Raw genomic sequence first — 17,191 nt, 5'->3', positions numbered from 1 at the left:
AAATTCAGTCGGCGGCCAGCGCCTGTACCGGGTCGAGGTGTGCTGCCTTGCGCGCCGGCATCAGGCCGAAGATCAGGCCGATGGCGAAGGAGCAGCCGAATGCCAGCAACACCGGCGCCAAGGTGAACTGCACGGCGGTGCCGAAATGCTGGATCAGCCAGGCCGAGCCCAGGCCAAGCAGCACGCCGATCACCCCGCCGATGGCCGAGACCACCATCGCTTCGGTGATGAACTGCTGGAGGATGTTGCTGGTGCGTGCGCCGGTGGCCATGCGGATGCCGATCTCGCGGGTCCGTTCGGTGACGTTGACCAGCATGATATTCATCACGCCGATGCCGCCGACCAACAGGGAAATCGCCGCGATGGAGCCCAGCAGCACGGTCAGGGTGTCCTGGGTGGCAGTCACCGCTTCGAGCAGCGAGGCGGTGTTGCGAATCTGGAAGTCCTCGACGCCGTTATGCCGCTGCAATAGCACCTGGCGGATACGTTCTTCGGTTTCCTCAATCCGCGAAACATCTTCGATGTAGGCGGTAATGCTCTGCACATGGCGCCGACCGAACAGGCGCAGGCTGCCGGTTGAAAACGGCACCAGGGCCACGTCATCCTGATCCTGGCCCCAGGGCGTGGCGCCCTTGGCCGCCATGACCCCGACCACCTGGAACGGCACGTTCTGGATCAGCAGGTAGCGGCCCACCGGGTCATCGCCGGGAAACAGGTTGTTGGCCACGGTCTGGCCGATCACCGTGACTGCAGCATGGCTGCGCTCATCCTCGGCGGAGAAGAAACTGCCGCTGGCCAGCGACCACTCGCGCACCAGCGGCATGCCGGCGTTGGTGGCGGTGATGCTGGTCTTGTAGTCGATGTTGCCGGCGCGCAGCGTGGCGCTGCCCTGCAACTCGCCAAGGGCATCACGCACGTTACCCAGTTGCGCTACGGCAAGGGCGTCGTCGGGGGTCAGGGTCGCGGTCACGCCATCGACCGAACGCGGCATGTTTGGCGCGCCGGGGCGGATCGACAGCAGGTTGGTGCCCATCGCACTGATGCGTTCGACCACTGATTCACGCGCGCCATTGCCCACCGCCAGCATGGCCACCACCGAAGCCACGCCGATGACGATACCGAGCAGTGTCAGCACGGTGCGGAACTGGTTGGCGCGCAGTGCGCGGACGGCCATGCGCACCGCCTCGCCGATATCGGCCAGCAAGGCAGCCGGTGCCCGCTGCGTGGTCTCCAACTGCAGCGGCTGGCTGGCGGTCTGCTGGCGCGTACCGCTGTCGGCGACGATATGGCCGTCGCGAATCTCGATCAGCCGCTCGGCGTGACTGGCCACCTCGCGGTCATGGGTGATGATGATCACCGTCTTGCCCGCCGCGCTGAGCTCCTTGAGCAGCGCCAGCACCTCCTCGCCACTGCGGCTGTCCAGCGCGCCGGTGGGCTCATCGGCGAGGATCACCTCGGCATCGTTCATCAGCGCACGGGCAATGGATACCCGCTGTTGCTGGCCGCCGGACAAATGACTCGGGCGATTGCCCAGGCGTTCGCCCAGACCAAGGCGGGTCAGCAAGGCTTCGGCGCGCGCATGCCGCTCGGCTGCCGGACGACCGGCATAGATCGCCGGGATCTCGACGTTTTCCAGGGCGTTGGCACTGGGGATCAGGTTGTAGCTCTGGAACACGAAGCCGAACCCCTGGCGGCGCAACTCGGCCAGTTGGTCACTGTCCAGCGCCGCCACCGCCTGCCCGGCGAAGCGGTATTCGCCGCCGCTGGGGCGGTCCAGGCAGCCGAGGATGTTCATCAGGGTGCTCTTGCCGGAGCCGGAAGCACCCATGATGGCGACGAACTCGCCACGGCGGATGTCCAGGCTGATGCCGTGCAACACATGCACCCTCAGCTCGCCGCTGCCGAAGCTGCGGCGGATGTCGCGCAATTCGATCAATGCACCCATGTCGGCAGCCTCAGAAACGTGGGCCCATACGGCGCTGGCCCTGACCGGCACCCGCCGGACGCCCCGCCGGACCGGCAGTCGCAACCAGCAACTGCTCGCCCTCACGCAGACCATCGAGCACTTGGGCATGCACCCGATCGCGCAAGCCGATCAGCACTTCGCGCTCGACCGTTTTACCGCCCTCCAGCACCGCCAGGCGATAGCGTGTGCCTTGTGCATCTGGCCGGCCCCGCCCCTGCAGCACACCGACCGGCACGGTCAGCACATCGTCGGCCTGGGCGTTGACGAAGAACACCTGGGCGCTCATCTGGGTCATCAGCCGGCCATCGGGGTTCTCCACCTCGAATTCCGCGTTATACAGCACCACGTTGTTGGTCACTGTCGGCGTCGGCAGGATCTGCCGCAGGCTGGCTTGCCAGCGCCGCTCCTGGCCAAGGGTGGTGAAGTACACCGGCATGCCGACGCGCAGCCTGCCGATATCGGCTTCCGAGACCTGAGTCTGTACCGTCATGCGCGACAGGTCGGCGACCTGCACGATGAGCGGCGCCTGCTGGTTGGCGTTGAGGGTCTGACCCTGCTTGGCCGACTGCGATACCACGGTGCCGGCCAGCGGCGCGTAGATCTTGGTGTAGCCGAGGTTGGTGCGGTCCTGCTCCAGCCCGGCCTCGGTCTGGGCGATCTGCGCCTTGAGCGCGTCGATGGCGGCGGTACGCACCGCCAGCTGAGCCTCAGCAGACTCCAGCGCCTCGCGGCTGGTGGCGTTTTCGGCGAACAGCGTCTGCTGACGCTGCATCTGCAAACGGGCCAGGCGCAGTTCGGCTTCGGCCTGCCGGAACTGGGCACGCTGGCTGTTCAGTTGCGCTTCACTGGCCAACACCTTGGCCTCGGAGACCCGTGGATCGATCTCGGCCAGCAGTTGGCCCTCTTCGACCTGATCGCCCAGCGCAACGTGCAGTTTGAGCAACTGGCCGGAAACCTGGGCGCCGACATCGACATACTCCACTGGCTGCAGGGTGCCAAGTGCGGTGATGGTGTCCTCGATGGCGCCGCGACCGACCGTGAACGTCTGCGTGGTGCCTGTGGCTCCGCTGGCATCGCGCGACAGCCAGTAGCCGCCAGCAGCGAGCACCAAGGTAAGCGCCACTCCGAATGGAAGAAAACGACGAAACGGGGAAACGCGCGCGATGGGCATGGCAGACCTGATCCAGAATTCTTCAACTGGCGCGCATACTAGGAGTAAGTCTGTAGAGGGAACAGGCAGGCCAAGGTAAACCCAAGGTAAAGGTTAGGGCATGCCGGAGGAGCAACCCTCGCATTTGTCGGAGCAGCTAAGCCGCAAACAGGCCAGCCACTCCGGTGCCAGGCATGGAGCAAAAGCTTCGTGACTGAAGTCACTCCCACAAGAGCCGGGTGCAAAGCCAGGTATATGGCCACACACAAAAACGCCGCGAAGATCGCGGCGCTTGCATCTCAAGTGAGGCTTAGATGTAGTAAGCCTTCAGCGGCGGGAAGCCGTTGAACTCCACCGCGCTGTAGCTGGTGGTGTAGGCACCCGTGGACAGCCAGTACATGCGATCACCGATGGCCAGGTTCAGCGGCAGGCCGTACTTGTAGTTCTCATACATGATGTCCGCGCTGTCACAGGTCGGGCCGGCGATCACCACTTCTTCCATCTCGCCCTTCTTCTCGGTCCAGATGGGGAACTTGATCGCCTCGCCCATGGTTTCGATCAGCCCGGAGAACATGCCGACGTCGGTGTAGACCCAGCGCTCGACGGCGGTACGCGACTTACGCGCCACCAGCACCACTTCGCTGACCAGAATGCCGGCGTTGGCGATCAGCGAACGGCCCGGCTCCAGGATGATTTCCGGCAGATCGTCGCCGAAGTCTTCCTTGAGGAAGCGGATGATCTCATCGGCATAGGTTTCCAGGCTGTTGGTGCGGGTGATGTAGTTGGCCGGGAAGCCGCCGCCCATGTTGATCATTTTCAGTTCGATGCCGTCTTCTTCCTTGAGACGCTCGAAGATCACCTTGACCTTGGCGATGGCCGCATCCCACACGGAGATGTCGCGCTGCTGCGAACCGACGTGGAAGGAAATGCCGTAGGGCTCCAGCTTGAGCTGGCGGGCCAGGATCAGCAGGTCCATGGCCATGTCGGTCTGGCAGCCGAACTTGCGCGACAAAGGCCAGTCGGCGGTGGTCGAACCTTCGGTGAGGATGCGCACGTAGACCTTCGAGCCCGGCGCGGCCTTGGCGATGTTGCGCAGGTCGGCTTCCGAATCGGTGGCGAACATGCGCACGCCCTTCTCGTAGAAGTAGCGGATGTCCTTGGCTTTCTTGATGGTGTTGCCGTAGCTGATGCGCTCGGGGCCGACGCCACGCGACATCACCTTGTCCAGCTCATAGATCGAGGCGATGTCGAAGCTCGACCCCTTGTCCCTGAGCAGATCGATGATCTCGACCGCCGGGTTGGCCTTGACCGCGTAGTAGACCTTGGCGAACTCGAAACCGGCGCGCAGATCGTCATAGGCCTTGTCGATGGTGGCGGTGTCGATGACCACGAACGGCGTTTCGTGCTGGTCGGCGAAAGCCTTCATCTTCTGGAAGGTGGGGCGGGAATAATAGTCTTCGATCTTGATCGACATGCATGGCTCCAAATCGGGAAAACGTAAAGTCGGATTAGGGATGGAAAGAACGCCTGATCAGTTTCCCCACTTTGGTTCGCCTACTTCCCAAGGCTGTGTCGCCGAGAATCGCCGCCAGGCGATCTCTCGTCGTCAGTACTTGAGCCGGATGGATCGTTGCCAGCATGGACGTTCGGGCGCGAACCATAAGACCAAGCGTCACAGGGGTCAAGAGTCGATTTCCACCTGTTTATCACAGCTGGAAGGCAACGATGTTTCAGGAGGACTTCCCGCCCCTTGCGGGAATTATTCCCGGTCATTTTCGGGAAAAATTCCCGCGAGCGTTCACCAACGAAGCCCAACAAAAGTATTAAACCAATGGAGCCATCGGTCAGTTCCCGGCACCCGTCGGCTGATCGACCATGGGTCGCGAAAAAGCTGCCCACCAAGGACATAACAATTATGAGCTCCCGCCCCTATCCGACGCTTGTTCAGCTGTCTCTGCTGATGTGCATGCCTGCCCTTGCAGTCGCCCAGCAGGACGCCGCGCCTCTGGAACTGCCCAGCCTCGACGTACGCAGCCTGGTTCCTGAAAATGTTCAGGGAATGCCCGGCGCAGCCAGCCTGCTGCCTAGGGAAACCATCGACACCTACAAGCCCTACAGCCTGCACGACGCGCTGGATTTCGTGCCCGGCGTGCGCACCATCGACGATGACGTGCTCGGCCTGCGCTCGGGCATCGGCGTGCGCGGCGCCCCACCACGGCGCTCGCGCAAGGTGCTGCTGCTCGAAGACGGCACCCCCATCAACAACAGCGCCTATCTCGACTCCGGTGCGCACTACACGCCGCCGATGCAGCGCCTGGAGCAGGTCGAGGTGCTCAAGGGGGCCGGCCAGATCATCCACGGCCCGCTGAACAACCACGGCATCATCAACTTCCGCAACCTGCGCCCCAGCGACACGCCCGAAACCCGCGTGGAGCTGGCCGGCGGCAACCAGAACAGCCAGCTGCAGCACGTCATGCACCGGCGCACCGAAGGCAGCCTGGGCATGGTGTTCGCCTACACCGGCCGTGAAGGGGATGGTACCTTCGACGTGGAAGAGCACGAGTTCGACGACTTCTACGGCGGCCTCGAATGGCAGCTCAACGACAACCACCAACTCGCCGCCTCGGCCACCTATTTCCGCGAGCGCTCCCAGGGCTACGATGAAAGCAACCTCTCGCTGCAGCAGTACCGTGAAGACCCGCGCGGCAAGAAACGCCTGGACGAAGGTCGCGAGTTCAACAACATTTCGGTGGACTACTATAAGCTCGATCTGACCCACAACTTCCAGATCAGCGACGACGTGCGCCTGTCCTCGAAAGTCTTCGCCACCGAACTGGACCGCCCGCGCTTCCAGACCCGCGGCACCTCACCCGAGGAAGGCGGCGTGATGGAAGGCCGTGACCGCCGCTACCACACCCTGGGCCTGGACAGCCGCCTGGACATCGGCGGCATTTCCGCGCTCGGTTTCGACCACCGCATCCAGACCGGCATTCGCTACGAGAAGCACCGCTTCGCTGACCGCCGTCCGGTGGGCCGCCCTGGCGAGGCACTCAAGGAAGGCAACCGTGGCGAGGTCTATGCCCATGCCGGCGAAGACGGCTACACCCGCGATGGCCGCCTGATGACCTACGATGCCGAGGCCATTTCCGCCTTCGCCCAGAACACCCTGAACTGGGGCGACTGGGCCATCACCCCCGGCCTGCGCTTCGAGACCTTCAACCAGTACAACAAGACCAACTTCCGCCCCGGCAGCGCCGATGAAGGCACCACCAGGAAGGACAGCAATACCCTGCTGCTGCCGGGCATCAGCCTGCTCTACAGCGGCTTCGACAGCAGCGAGATCTACGCCGGTATCCATCGCGGCTATGCGCCGGCCTCGGCCCGCAGCGACGAATTCCCGCTGACCCCGGAAACCGGCATCAACAGCCAGATCGGCCTGCGCACCAATGCAATCAAGGGTGTCAGCCTCGACATGGCGTTGTTCTACAACCGCATCGAGGACACGCTGATCCGCGCAGAGGTCGACAGCTTCGGCGATGCCCGTTTCATCAACGCCGCCGACTCGCGGGTCTACGGCCTGGATCTGGGCGCGCGCGTGGACTCCTGGGCCTGGTACGACTCGCCGCTGAACGTCTTTGCCGAAGCCGCGATGAACTACACCAACGCGAAATTCAGCGATGGTCCGCTCAAAGGCAATGACGTACCCGAGATACCCCGCTATTCCGGCAGCCTGACCCTGGGCCTGGAGCACACCGCCGGCTGGCACCTGAGCGCCACCGTCAGCCACTTCGGCGCCTTCTATACCGATATCGAGAACACCCGGCCGATCACCGCCAGCGGCGACGAGGAGGATGCCGGTCGCGTACCCAGCCACACCCTGCTCTCGGCCCGCGCCAGCTACAAGCTGCCCACTCGCCTGGACACCACACTCTGGGTCCAGGGCCGCAACCTGACCGACAAGCTCTACATCGCCGACATTCAGGAAGGCATCCGCCCCGGCGCGCCGCGCTCGGTGCTGGCGGGCGTGACGTTCAACTTCTGACGGTTCAGCGAGTGGCTTGCCAGCCGGCAAGCCACTTGCCACCGCAGGGTCGAATTCATTCGACCACCGTCCGAAAAACGCGAACACGTTCGACCCTGCAAGACCGGCAAATACGACTCGCGTATAATCGGCGGCTTTTCCGTTTTGCCAAAAGCAGGGTTTGCCTTCCATGACCACCCAGTCCGCCGAAGTCGCGAAGCGCCGTACCTTCGCCATCATTTCCCACCCCGACGCGGGCAAGACCACCATCACCGAAAAGCTGCTGCTGATGGGCAAGGCGATCGAGGTCGCCGGCACGGTGAAGTCGCGCAAGTCCGACCGCCACGCCACCTCCGACTGGATGGAAATGGAGAAGCAGCGCGGCATCTCCATCACCACCTCGGTGATGCAGTTCCCCTATCGCGCGCAGATGATCAACCTGCTCGACACCCCCGGTCACGAGGACTTCTCGGAAGACACCTACCGCACCCTGACCGCCGTGGACAGCGCGCTGATGGTGCTCGACGGCGGCAAGGGCGTCGAGCCGCGCACCATCGCCCTGATGGATGTGTGCCGGCTGCGGGATACACCGATCGTCAGTTTCATCAACAAGCTGGACCGCGACATTCGCGACCCCATCGAGCTGCTCGACGAGATCGAAGCGGTGCTGAAGATCAAGGCCGCACCCATCACCTGGCCGATCGGCTGCTACCGCGACTTCAAGGGCGTGTACCACCTCAAGGGCGACTACATCATCGTCTACACCCCTGGCCATGGTCATGAGCGCACGGCGGTGAAGATCATCGAGAAGCTCGATTCCTCTGAGGCCCGCGCACACCTGGGCGACGAGTACGAGCGCTTCACCGAACAGCTGGAACTGGTCCAGGGCGCCTGCCACGAGTTCGATCAGCAAGAGTTCCTCGCCGGCCAGCTGACCCCGGTGTTCTTCGGTACCGCGCTGGGCAACTTCGGCGTCGATCACGTGCTCGACGCCATCGTCGACTGGGCACCGATGCCGCTGCCGCGCACCGCCAACGAACGCGTGGTCGAGCCGGTGGAGGAGAAATTCAGCGGCTTCGTGTTCAAGATCCAGGCGAACATGGACCCGAAACACAGGGATCGGATCGCCTTCATGCGCATCTGCTCCGGTCATTACGAGAAGGGCATGAAGCTGCGTCATGCGCGCCTGGGCAAGGACGTGCGCATCGCCGACGCCCTGACCTTCTTCTCCAGCGAGCGCGAGATGCTCGAACAGGCCTGGGCCGGCGACATCATCGGCCTGCACAACCACGGCACCATCCAGATCGGCGACACCTTCACCGAAGGCGAGAACCTGAGCTTCACCGGCATCCCGCACTTCGCCCCGGAACTGTTCCGCCGCGTGCGCCTGAAGGATCCGCTCAAATCCAAGCAGCTGCGCCAGGGCCTGCAGGAACTGGCCGAGGAAGGCGCCACCCAGGTGTTCTTCCCCGAGCGTAACAACGACATCATCCTCGGCGCGGTCGGCGTGCTGCAGTTCGACGTGGTCGCCAGCCGCCTGAAAGAGGAATACAAGGTGGAATGCGCCTACGAGGCGATCAACGTCTGGTCCGCGCGCTGGATCGAATGCAGCGACGAGAAGAAGCTCAAGGAATTCACCGACAAGGCCTATGAGAACCTCGCCATCGACGGCGGCGGCCACCTGACCTACCTGGCGCCAACCCGCGTCAACCTGAGCCTGATGGAAGAGCGCTGGCCGGATGTGAAATTCAGGGCGACACGCGAGCATCATTGATTCGCCCTGGCACGGACGCACCGTCGGATTACGTCTTCGGATACCCGGATTACGCCTTCGGCTAATCCAGGCTACGGCTTCCGTAGGTTGGATTAGCCTTGTAGGTCGGGTCACGCTTCACCGACCCGACGAGCGAACGATCAGACGTTGCAAAGGCCTGCAACCCGCGCGTGGGCCAACCCGCTTCATCGGATTACGCCTTCGAATCGTCGGATTACGCCTTCGGCTAATCCGACCTACGACAACCTTATCTTTGCCACAGGCATGCACATGAATATCGAAGCCATCATCCAGCGCCTGCATGCCATCCGTGACCACAACGACTGGCAACGTTTTCACAGTCCGAAGAACCTGGCCATGGCTGCCAGCGTGGAGATGTCGGAGCTGGTGGAAATCTTCCAGTGGCTCACGGAGGACGAGTCCCGTCGGCTGCCTGCCGAGAAGCTGGAACACGCCGGGCAGGAAGTCGGCGACATACTGATGTACCTCTTGCTGATGTGTGGCGAGCTGGGCATCGATATGGAACAGGCGCTGCTGGCCAAGCTGGCCGACAACGAGCGGCGCTTCGTGCGATGAGCGACCGTCATTTCGACGAACTGGCCACGCGCTTCGCCGAAAAGATCTATGGCGGCACCAAGGGCGCGGTCCGGCTGGCCGTGCTGCAGGCCGACCTTGCCGAAGCGCTGCCGCAACGCCCGTTGCGAGTGCTGGATATCGGCGCCGGGCTTGGACATATGAGCCTCTGGCTGGCGCAGCAGGGCCATGAGGTCACACTTGCCGAACCGGCCGAGCCGATGCTCGCTGGCGCCCGCGAGCGCTTCGCCAGCGCCGGCCAGTCGGCCACCTTTATCCAGACGCCCTGGCAGGACGTGGAGCAGCATGTCGAGGGTCGCTTCGATCTGCTGATCTGCCACGCCGTGCTGGAATGGCTGGCCGAGCCCGAGGCGATCCTGCCGGTGCTGCATCGCCTGGTCACCACCGATGGCTGGCTGTCGCTGGCCTTCTACAACCGCGACGCACTGATCTATCGCAACCTGCTCAAGGGCCATTTCAAGAAGCTGCGCCGCCAGGACTTCGCCGGCGAACGCCAGAGCCTGACTCCACAACGCCCGCTTGACCCGCGTGAACTAGCGGCGCAACTTGAGTCTGAGTGGCGGGTCGAAATCAGCAGTGGCGTGCGGGTTTTCCATGACTACATGCCGCACGAATTCCAGACACGCGCCGCGCAACAGGAACTGCTGGAAATGGAACTAGCCTATCGCCGCCACCCGGCCTTTGCCGGCCTGGGGCGCTACCTGCACTGGCTGTGTCGACCACGCTAGCAGGCCGTTGAAAACGTAGGCGACGACTGCATGGATGCAGGAGATAGGGCGAAGCAGGAAGCCCGAGCCGAGGCAGGCAAGACGAGGCTGTTTTTAACGACGTATTGCCAACGCAGGTAGTTTTCAGCGGCCTGCTAAACAACGGCTGAGGAGGCATCGATGCTCAAGCGTACAGCGTTATCCCTGCTCTGCCTGGGTCTCGCGGCCTGCCAGAGCGGCAACCCCTATACCGGCGAATCCGCACCGATACCGCCGGCGCCACCCGTCGAGCAGATCCAGTCGCCCATCTACCCGGCCACGCCACGGGATTTTTCCGCTTACCAGAGCTGGAGCTGGCGCACGCCGCCCGCTGGCGCGGCCTCGCTTAGCGGTGAAGAACTGCAGGAGATGGTTGCCGGCGCGCTCGATCAGCGCGGCCTGCGCCCGGTGCCGGGCGGCGCCCGAGGCGATGTGCAGATCAGCGCCAGCGCCACCCTGCAGACACGGGTGCGACAGGTTTATGATGATTACGGTCCCCGCGTCGGCGTGGGGCGCTATGGTGGTGGCTATGGATACGGCACCGGCTACGGCGTTGGAACCAGCGTACCCGTCGTGCGCAATTACGAGGAAGAGGTGATGTCGGTACGCATCGAGATGTTCGATACCGCCTCCGGCCAGTCCGTCTGGAGCAACCGTGCCGAATCCCGGAGCGCTGGCAAACAGGCCGAACGCAAGAATGCCGCCCGCGACGCGATCAATCGTGCGCTGGCAGACTATCCGCCGAACTGATCACGGCGACCACCGAGGAGATATCGATATGCTCCGCACAGTGATGATGCTTCCCCTGCTGGTACTGCTGGCTGCCTGCCAGAGCCCCCAGGTGCAACGCGACTTCGATCCGCAGCGCGATTACTCCGTCTATCGCAGTTGGGACTGGCAGGAGCCGGGCCTGCAGTACCGTCCGGATGATCCACGCATCCAGAGCGACCTCACCGAGCAACGCATCCGCAGCGCTGTCAGCGAACAACTCGACCAGCGTGGTTTGCGCCAGGCACAGGCCGGCAGCGACGCGGATGTGCGGGTGCAGGCCTGGTTCATTGTCGAGCAGCGCACCCAGCAATACAGCTCGACGTCGATGGGCGCCTGGGGCAGCCCATGGCATGGTTTCTGGGGCGGGCCGATGTATACCGACACCCGTACCATCCACTATCAGGTCGGCACCCTGCAGATCGACTTCTACGACGCCAACGACGGCAAGCTGATATGGCGCGGCAGCACCGAACAGACGCTGCGCAGCAATCCGGGCGGCCCGCAGGAGCGCGCCGACATGCTGCGTGAAGCCGTCGCCCGCGTGCTCGCGCAGTATCCGCCGCGATAAAGCGCGGTCAGCTGTTATTTGCGCTCGAAGGCGTAGAAAAGATTGGGCTCGCTGACCAGATACAGATCGCCACGCGCATCGAAGGTCACCCCTTCGGCCTGAGGCACGCTGTTCTCGAGCCCGGCAAACCCGCGCCACAACGAGCGAAAGCTGACCAGCTTGCCGTTGGCGTCCAGTTCCATCAGCATCTTCGCTTCCTCGCTGAGCAACACCAGATGCCCGGTGCGCTCGTCGAAATGCACGGAGGCCAGATCGCTGGCCATGTCCTTGTCCTCGATCCAGGCTTCACGGTCGATGACCTTCAGGTTCATCTGGCCGCTCAGGCTGGCCTTGATGCCCTGGATCTCGTAGAGCTTGCGCGGTGAATGCTCCTTGACCACGAACAGCCGATCCGCGCGCCGATCATAGCCAACACCCTCGAAACCACTGTTTTCCCCATCACCCAGCGCCAGCGTGACCGATGCGTAGTCCCCGCGCTGGAGCGCGCCGGGAGCTTCCGGCACCGGAACGATCACCAGCGACTGGCTGCGCTCTTCGGCCAGCACCAGCAGATCGTCACCCAGATAGGTGATACCTTCGACATCCTCGAAGCCGTGCAAGGGATAACGCGCAAGGAATGTTCCATCCCTGTCCAGGGCGATCAGTTCCTCGGGATTGTTCACCACCGCCCAGAGATGGTTGCGACGCTCATCGAACGTCAGCCCGGAGAGGTTGTTGGCGACCGATGCAACCGGCAGCGCATCGACCCGCACTTCATACTCGGGCAGCCACAAACTGCGTGCTTCCCAGCTGTTTTCATGCCAGGCGGACTTGAGGCTATAAAAGGCGCGCTCATCCAGGTGCATCACGGAGGCGGCATAGAACAGGCCAGCGGTCAGCAGGCCCAGCGCCCACAGTTTCGGGCGTCCCCCGGCAAGCCCTGAAGAACGTACCCCAGTATGGATCGGCATGGTTTATCTCATGAGCAGGAAGGCGAACAGGTTAACCGGAAAACATTACAACTGCATTGCATTCTCATCATCATATAGTCCTGCGTTGACCGGTCGATTGCATTCAGGTTCAACACGACGACGGGAACTGCCAGCCGGATTGACAGCCCAATCCCCAGCAGCCATGCGAGTGCGCAACAGGAGAGTAATATGCGGGTGGAAGGCTTTTTCGAATGGCTGGGCGAGGCGCTCGGCACCGTGATTCGTTATATCGTCGACGTCCTGAGTGGCATTTTCGGCTTTCTGGCTGGCGCCGGAAGCAACTTTCTGGAAGGCCTGTCGCGCACCCTGGGCATCGACCAGTCGCTGATCAGCCTGGTCGCCCTGTTCATCGGCCTGATGCTGCTGGTGGCGGCGCTACGCGCCCTGCTGAGGGGCTCGATCATCGCCGCGCTGATCTGGCTGTTTCTCGGGCTGTGGCTGCTGAGCTGGCTCATTCACTGACGGCAGCTACACGCTCCAGAATGATCGCACGACGCGTCAAGGAGCCGAAAAAAGAGCGCTGGAAAGCTGAAGGCTGAACGAGAAGCAACCGGAGCCTGCATACCCTCCAAGCATTTCGTCCAGCCTTCCAGCCTTCCAGCCTCCAGCGCTTTTATCGAGGATCGCCCGGCGCCAAGCCGCGAGCTTCGGTATAGTGGCCGGCTGTTCTGGAGGCCCGCAATGTTCCGGCTGCTCGCTGCCTGGCGGCACGCACCCACTCATCGACGCGTCTGGGCGCTGGCTGCGCCGATGATTCTGTCCAATCTTTCCGTACCGCTGGTCGCGCTGGTGGACAGCGCGGTGATCGGCCATCTGCCCCATGCCCATCAGCTGGCCTCGGTCGCCGTGGGCGGCAGTCTCTATACGCTGCTGGTCTGGGTGATGGGCTTCCTGCGCATGGGCACCACCGGCTTCGCGGCGCAGGCGACTGGACGCAACGATGGCGGCACCCTGCGCCAGGTGCTGCTGCAGGGCCTGCTGCTGGCACTTGGTTTTGCCCTGCTGCTGAGTGTCGTTGCGCTGCCGCTCAAGGGGCTCGCCCTGCAACTGATGCAGCCCTCGGCTGAGCTCGACAGCCTGACCCAGATGTACTTCCATACGCGCCTGTTCGGTCTCCCGGCTGCGCTGGGCAGCATGGCGCTGATCGGCTGGTTTCTCGGCACCCAGAATGCCCGCGCGCCCCTGGCGATCCTGTTTACCACCAACCTGATCAACATCGCACTGGACCTCTGGTTCGTCCTCGGACTGGAATGGGGCGTAGCCGGTGCCGCACGCGCCTCGGTGATCGCCGAATGGAGCGGCCTTCTGGTGGGGCTGACCCTGACCCGCGGCGCCCTGCGGCGCCATCCGGGCCGGCTGGACAGCCAGGCGCTGCGCCTCTGGACCAACTGGAAGCCGCTGATGTCGGTCAACCGCGACATTTTCCTGCGTTCGCTGGCGCTGCAACTGGTGTTCTTTCTCGTCACCGTGCAGGGCACGCGCCTGGGCGACACCACCGTCGCAGCCAACGCCCTGCTGCTCAATGGCCTGCTGCTCACCGCCCATGCCCTGGACGGCCTGGCCCACGCCATCGAAGCACTCAGCGGGCATGCCATTGGCGCACGCAACCGCCTCGAACTGCGGCGCATCCTCACCGTTTCCGGTGGCTGGTCGCTGCTGGCCAGCCTCGCTTTTGGTCTGTTCTTCCTGCTTGGCGGCCCGTTGTTCATCCAGTTGCAGACCGATATTCCCGACGTGCGCGAAATGGCCATCGCCTACCTGCCCTACCTGGCCGCACTGCCGCTGGTGGCCGTATGGAGCTATCTGCTCGACGGACTGTTCATCGGCGCCACCCGCGCCCGTGAAATGCGCAATGCCATGCTGCTGGCCGTGGCGATTTCGCTACCCTTGGGCTGGCTGTTGCGAGACATGGGCAATCACGGATTGTGGCTGGCCTTTCTCGCCTTCATGCTGTTGCGCGGGATCTGCCTGGGCGCCATCGCCCGACGCCTGCAACGCCAGCGGCAATGGTTCGCCTCGCCGCATGCCGCACCCACACCGAAAGGACCCTGACATGGTCTATGCCGTTGTCGCCTACCTGCACTTCGTGGCGATTCTCTTGCTCTTCGCGCTGCTCGTGCTCGAACATCAGCTGCTGCGCCAGCCACTGGATTTCGAGCGGGCGCGCAGCCTGTACCGCGTGGATATCGCCTTCGGCATCGTTGCCGGCCTGGTGCTGATCACCGGCGCCGCACGCGCCATGCGCTACGGCAAAGGGCTGGACTACTACCTGAACAACAGCCTCTTCCACACCAAGGTCGGCCTGTTCTTCGTCATTGCCCTGCTGTCCATCTACCCCACCCTGACCTTCTTCAAATGGCGCTCGGCGCTGAAGGCCGGCCAGATCCCGACGCTCTCCCCGAGCCATGCGCGCCGGGTGACACTGATCATCCGTATCGAACTGCTCGCCCTGCTGCTGATCCCATTACTGGCGGCCCTGATGGTGCGAGGCTACGGCGTGATGCTGCACTGATTGCCTGCACTCGAAGCGAACCCTCGGCCATCGAGAGCCTCCAAGCAGCATTCAACCAAGGAGGTTTCCATGACCAAGCATCTGCTCTTCGCCCTCTGCACGTGCGCATCGGTCGCACTGGCCCAGACGCCCAAACCGGAAGTCATTACCCACCTCAACGGTCTGGATATCGAAATCAGCGCCATGGGCGTACCGACCGCCACGACCGAAGCCGGCGGCGAACTGGTAGGCATCCGGGCGGTTCGGGTAGTGAACAGAACCGACGAAATGGTGACCTGCGAATTTCACGTACCCAGTGAAGCCAGGGCGAGCACTTCCGCACCGCCGGTGTTCAACCTGAGCCCGAACAGCCAGCAGGTCGAACGGGTGCCGGGTGATTACTCACCGGATGAGCCCTTCGCCGAACTGACCTGTCGTGCCAGCAATCGGGCCGTGGGCAACTCTGCGTCAGACTCACCGATCGAGCCTGACGCAGAACAGGCACCCACGCAATAGGGCCGGCGACCCGCTGCTCAGGCAGCCATGCGCTCGCATTCTTCGGCACAACGCCGGCAGGCCTGCGCACAGGCCTGACAATGATCAGCCTGGTGTTTGCCACATTCTTCTGCGCAAGCACGGCACGCCTGCGCGCACAGCTTGCAGATGGCCTGGGCATGCTTGCTGTCGCGGGTCATCAGCACGGCTGCCAGTGCGCAGAGGTCGGCGCAGTCGCGATCCAGTTCGATGCAGCGCGCCATCATCTTCACATCTTCCTCACGCAGGCAGGAGGCGGCGCAGGTTTCGCAGACCAGCGCACAGCTGGAGCAGGCCTGGATGCAGGCCTGATAGTTTGGATTGAGCATGGAATAATCTCCGTCATGCTGATTATCAAAGGCCCCGCCAGTGACTTAGCGTCGGGCAACCGTCATCCGTTTGATGGGCTCGCCGCGCCGCAAAGTTCAAGCTGATCGACCAATGACCCAGAGCGCGCTCGAAGAGCCGAAAACAACGCTGCAAAGCTGGAGGCTGAACGACAAGCGCTCCAGGTTCGAGCGCACATGGCGTTTTTTCGTCCAGCCTCCAGCGCTTTAGGAACCACCATCGCGGAATAACACCATAGCGCGATCGCCCTGACCAATGCCCCCAGGATGCGCGGCTCGCCGTCGTGGCCGTTACAATGACGCACCGAACCAGCACGCAACGCACTCATGACCTTTACCCTCGCCGCGCCCTGCGAATTCCAGGAAACCATCCGCAAGAGCCGCTTTCTCACCCAGGCCGCGCCGGTCGCAAGCCCGGAAGAAGCCCAGGCGTTTATCCAGGCCGTCAGCGACAGTACCGCGACGCACAATTGCTGGGCCTGGAAAATCGGCAATCGCTACCGCTTCAGCGACGACGGCGAACCCGGTGGTACTGCAGGCCGACCGATGCTCAGCGCCATCGAGGGTCAGGACTGCGACCGGGTCGTGGTGGTGGTGACTCGCTGGTTCGGCGGCATCCAGCTCGGCACTGGAGGCCTGGCGCGGGCCTATGGCGGCTCGGCGGCGAAATGCCTGCAGGGCGGCGAGCGTATCGAGCTGGTGCCCAGATCCCTTTACAGTTGCCACTGCCGCTTTGCCGAGCTGGCCCTGCTCAAGGCGCGCCTTGAGGAATACGAGGCGCTGATCGAAAGCGAAACCTTCGATGCCGAAGGCGCCGAGCTGCAACTGGCCCTCCCCGAAGCCCGGCGCGCTGCGCTGCAACGACTGCTGGCCGATATCAGTCGAGGCCGCAGCCGCCTGTCGGCTGCCGATGACTGATCACGCCTCATGTTGCCCACATTTGCTGTGGAGTGCGCTGTGGATAACCTTTTGATGATTGCCTGCAAGAGCGCAACGGCGCGGCTTTTGGAAAGTTGAGCATTTACTGAGCAAAGCTCGCTCCAAATGCCAGATCAAGGGTCCAAGGCATTGATAAATCTAAGCTTTGAGCCTTTTTCAGAAAAAAGCCAGACTGCCACTATCGTCCACTGTCAAGCACGGAGTTATACCCTGAACAGGTGGAGAACTCTGTGGATAACACTGGGAATAACCCTGCGAACACCGATGGTTGCTGCGCTTGTCAAGGCTGATCATTTTTTCACCAGCGTCATGCCTTCTT

General features: G+C 63.0%; 16 protein-coding genes. 11 read left to right on the top strand and 5 right to left on the bottom strand.

Annotated features, from left to right (window positions below):
• Nucleotides 1–4 precede the first annotated feature (4 nt).
• The 3 genes from G7020_RS14170 to G7020_RS14160 form a co-directional block, all read right to left on the bottom strand.
• Nucleotides 5–1,945, bottom strand: a complete 1,941-nt coding sequence (locus G7020_RS14170; protein ID WP_181085493.1) for a MacB family efflux pump subunit — start codon at nucleotides 1,943–1,945, stop codon at nucleotides 5–7.
• 10 nt (nucleotides 1,946–1,955) lie between these two features.
• Nucleotides 1,956–3,137, bottom strand: a complete 1,182-nt coding sequence (locus tag G7020_RS14165) for an efflux RND transporter periplasmic adaptor subunit (protein ID WP_181085491.1) — start codon at nucleotides 3,135–3,137, stop codon at nucleotides 1,956–1,958.
• 289 nt (nucleotides 3,138–3,426) lie between these two features.
• Nucleotides 3,427–4,590 carry a type III PLP-dependent enzyme gene (locus G7020_RS14160; RefSeq protein ID WP_181085489.1) on the bottom strand — a complete coding sequence of 388 codons (1,164 nt, stop codon included), beginning with the start codon at nucleotides 4,588–4,590 and terminating at the stop codon, nucleotides 3,427–3,429.
• A 441-nt stretch (nucleotides 4,591–5,031) separates the two neighbouring features.
• Between G7020_RS14160 and G7020_RS14155 the strand changes: the two genes are divergently transcribed.
• The 6 genes from G7020_RS14155 (at nucleotide 5,032) to G7020_RS14130 (ending at nucleotide 11,590) form a co-directional block, all read left to right on the top strand.
• A complete protein-coding gene (locus tag G7020_RS14155; protein WP_181085487.1) occupies nucleotides 5,032–7,158 on the top strand; it encodes a TonB-dependent receptor family protein in 2,127 nt (708 codons plus the stop codon).
• 169 nt (nucleotides 7,159–7,327) lie between these two features.
• Nucleotides 7,328–8,911 (top strand): peptide chain release factor 3, encoded by a 1,584-nt coding sequence (locus G7020_RS14150; protein WP_181085485.1) that lies wholly within the window; start codon nucleotides 7,328–7,330, stop codon nucleotides 8,909–8,911.
• A gap of 270 nt (nucleotides 8,912–9,181) precedes the next feature.
• Entirely contained in the window at nucleotides 9,182–9,487 is a 306-nt protein-coding gene (locus G7020_RS14145; protein WP_181085483.1) for a nucleotide pyrophosphohydrolase, read from the top strand.
• Complete coding sequence (locus tag G7020_RS14140) at nucleotides 9,484–10,233, top strand: methyltransferase domain-containing protein (RefSeq protein WP_181085481.1); 750 nt, start codon at nucleotides 9,484–9,486, stop codon at nucleotides 10,231–10,233. Before G7020_RS14145 ends, G7020_RS14140 begins: the two co-directional genes overlap by 4 nt.
• Nucleotides 10,234–10,392: 159 nt before the next feature.
• The gene (locus G7020_RS14135) at nucleotides 10,393–11,001 is read left to right on the top strand and encodes a DUF4136 domain-containing protein (protein WP_181085479.1); all 609 of its coding nucleotides are present in this window, start codon (nucleotides 10,393–10,395) and stop codon (nucleotides 10,999–11,001) included.
• Nucleotides 11,002–11,029: 28 nt separating this feature from the next.
• The gene (locus G7020_RS14130) at nucleotides 11,030–11,590 is read left to right on the top strand and encodes a DUF4136 domain-containing protein (protein ID WP_181085476.1); all 561 of its coding nucleotides are present in this window, start codon (nucleotides 11,030–11,032) and stop codon (nucleotides 11,588–11,590) included.
• Between the two features lie 14 nt (nucleotides 11,591–11,604).
• On the opposite strand, the gene G7020_RS14125 is transcribed toward G7020_RS14130, so the two are convergent.
• Nucleotides 11,605–12,540 carry an SdiA-regulated domain-containing protein gene (locus G7020_RS14125; protein ID WP_181085474.1) on the bottom strand — a complete coding sequence of 312 codons (936 nt, stop codon included), beginning with the start codon at nucleotides 12,538–12,540 and terminating at the stop codon, nucleotides 11,605–11,607.
• A gap of 189 nt (nucleotides 12,541–12,729) precedes the next feature.
• Here G7020_RS14125 and G7020_RS14120 point away from each other — a divergent pair, with 189 nt between their 5' ends.
• From G7020_RS14120 to G7020_RS14105, 4 genes are all read left to right on the top strand, one after another.
• Nucleotides 12,730–13,023 carry a hypothetical protein gene (locus tag G7020_RS14120; RefSeq protein WP_181085472.1) on the top strand — a complete coding sequence of 98 codons (294 nt, stop codon included), beginning with the start codon at nucleotides 12,730–12,732 and terminating at the stop codon, nucleotides 13,021–13,023.
• 219 nt (nucleotides 13,024–13,242) lie between these two features.
• Nucleotides 13,243–14,613, top strand: a complete 1,371-nt coding sequence (locus G7020_RS14115; RefSeq protein ID WP_181085470.1) for an MATE family efflux transporter — start codon at nucleotides 13,243–13,245, stop codon at nucleotides 14,611–14,613.
• A gap of 1 nt (nucleotide 14,614) precedes the next feature.
• Nucleotides 14,615–15,073 carry a DUF2214 family protein gene (locus G7020_RS14110; RefSeq protein WP_181085468.1) on the top strand — a complete coding sequence of 153 codons (459 nt, stop codon included), beginning with the start codon at nucleotides 14,615–14,617 and terminating at the stop codon, nucleotides 15,071–15,073.
• Nucleotides 15,074–15,142: 69 nt separating this feature from the next.
• Complete coding sequence (locus G7020_RS14105) at nucleotides 15,143–15,568, top strand: hypothetical protein (RefSeq protein WP_258189352.1); 426 nt, start codon at nucleotides 15,143–15,145, stop codon at nucleotides 15,566–15,568.
• 17 nt (nucleotides 15,569–15,585) lie between these two features.
• On the opposite strand, the gene G7020_RS14100 is transcribed toward G7020_RS14105, so the two are convergent.
• The gene (locus G7020_RS14100) at nucleotides 15,586–15,915 is read right to left on the bottom strand and encodes a four-helix bundle copper-binding protein (RefSeq protein WP_181085466.1); all 330 of its coding nucleotides are present in this window, start codon (nucleotides 15,913–15,915) and stop codon (nucleotides 15,586–15,588) included.
• A gap of 345 nt (nucleotides 15,916–16,260) precedes the next feature.
• Here G7020_RS14100 and G7020_RS14095 point away from each other — a divergent pair, with 345 nt between their 5' ends.
• A complete protein-coding gene (locus tag G7020_RS14095) occupies nucleotides 16,261–16,851 on the top strand; it encodes an IMPACT family protein (protein WP_181085464.1) in 591 nt (196 codons plus the stop codon).
• Nucleotides 16,852–17,191 lie beyond the last annotated feature (340 nt).

The sequence above is a fragment of the Stutzerimonas stutzeri genome, from assembly GCF_013522825.1.
Lineage (GTDB): Bacteria > Pseudomonadota > Gammaproteobacteria > Pseudomonadales > Pseudomonadaceae > Stutzerimonas > Stutzerimonas stutzeri_AK.
Note: the sequence above shows the minus strand (reverse complement) of the source record. Positions and strands in the feature narration are given on the sequence as shown.

What these genes read in the sequence shown, in the direction of transcription:
- G7020_RS14170 (WP_181085493.1), bottom strand. Translation starts at nt 1,945, where the DNA reads ATGGGTGCATTGATCGAATTGCGCGACATCCGCCGCAGCTTCGGCAGC.
- G7020_RS14165 (WP_181085491.1), bottom strand. Translation starts at nt 3,137, where the DNA reads ATGCCCATCGCGCGCGTTTCCCCGTTTCGTCGTTTTCTTCCATTCGGA.
- G7020_RS14160 (WP_181085489.1), bottom strand. Translation starts at nt 4,590, where the DNA reads ATGTCGATCAAGATCGAAGACTATTATTCCCGCCCCACCTTCCAGAAG.
- G7020_RS14155 (WP_181085487.1), top strand. Translation starts at nt 5,032, where the DNA reads ATGAGCTCCCGCCCCTATCCGACGCTTGTTCAGCTGTCTCTGCTGATG.
- G7020_RS14150 (WP_181085485.1), top strand. Translation starts at nt 7,328, where the DNA reads ATGACCACCCAGTCCGCCGAAGTCGCGAAGCGCCGTACCTTCGCCATC.
- G7020_RS14145 (WP_181085483.1), top strand. Translation starts at nt 9,182, where the DNA reads ATGAATATCGAAGCCATCATCCAGCGCCTGCATGCCATCCGTGACCAC.
- G7020_RS14140 (WP_181085481.1), top strand. Translation starts at nt 9,484, where the DNA reads ATGAGCGACCGTCATTTCGACGAACTGGCCACGCGCTTCGCCGAAAAG.
- G7020_RS14135 (WP_181085479.1), top strand. Translation starts at nt 10,393, where the DNA reads ATGCTCAAGCGTACAGCGTTATCCCTGCTCTGCCTGGGTCTCGCGGCC.
- G7020_RS14130 (WP_181085476.1), top strand. Translation starts at nt 11,030, where the DNA reads ATGCTCCGCACAGTGATGATGCTTCCCCTGCTGGTACTGCTGGCTGCC.
- G7020_RS14125 (WP_181085474.1), bottom strand. Translation starts at nt 12,540, where the DNA reads ATGCCGATCCATACTGGGGTACGTTCTTCAGGGCTTGCCGGGGGACGC.
- G7020_RS14120 (WP_181085472.1), top strand. Translation starts at nt 12,730, where the DNA reads ATGCGGGTGGAAGGCTTTTTCGAATGGCTGGGCGAGGCGCTCGGCACC.
- G7020_RS14115 (WP_181085470.1), top strand. Translation starts at nt 13,243, where the DNA reads ATGTTCCGGCTGCTCGCTGCCTGGCGGCACGCACCCACTCATCGACGC.
- G7020_RS14110 (WP_181085468.1), top strand. Translation starts at nt 14,615, where the DNA reads ATGGTCTATGCCGTTGTCGCCTACCTGCACTTCGTGGCGATTCTCTTG.
- G7020_RS14105 (WP_258189352.1), top strand. Translation starts at nt 15,143, where the DNA reads ATGACCAAGCATCTGCTCTTCGCCCTCTGCACGTGCGCATCGGTCGCA.
- G7020_RS14100 (WP_181085466.1), bottom strand. Translation starts at nt 15,915, where the DNA reads ATGCTCAATCCAAACTATCAGGCCTGCATCCAGGCCTGCTCCAGCTGT.
- G7020_RS14095 (WP_181085464.1), top strand. Translation starts at nt 16,261, where the DNA reads ATGACCTTTACCCTCGCCGCGCCCTGCGAATTCCAGGAAACCATCCGC.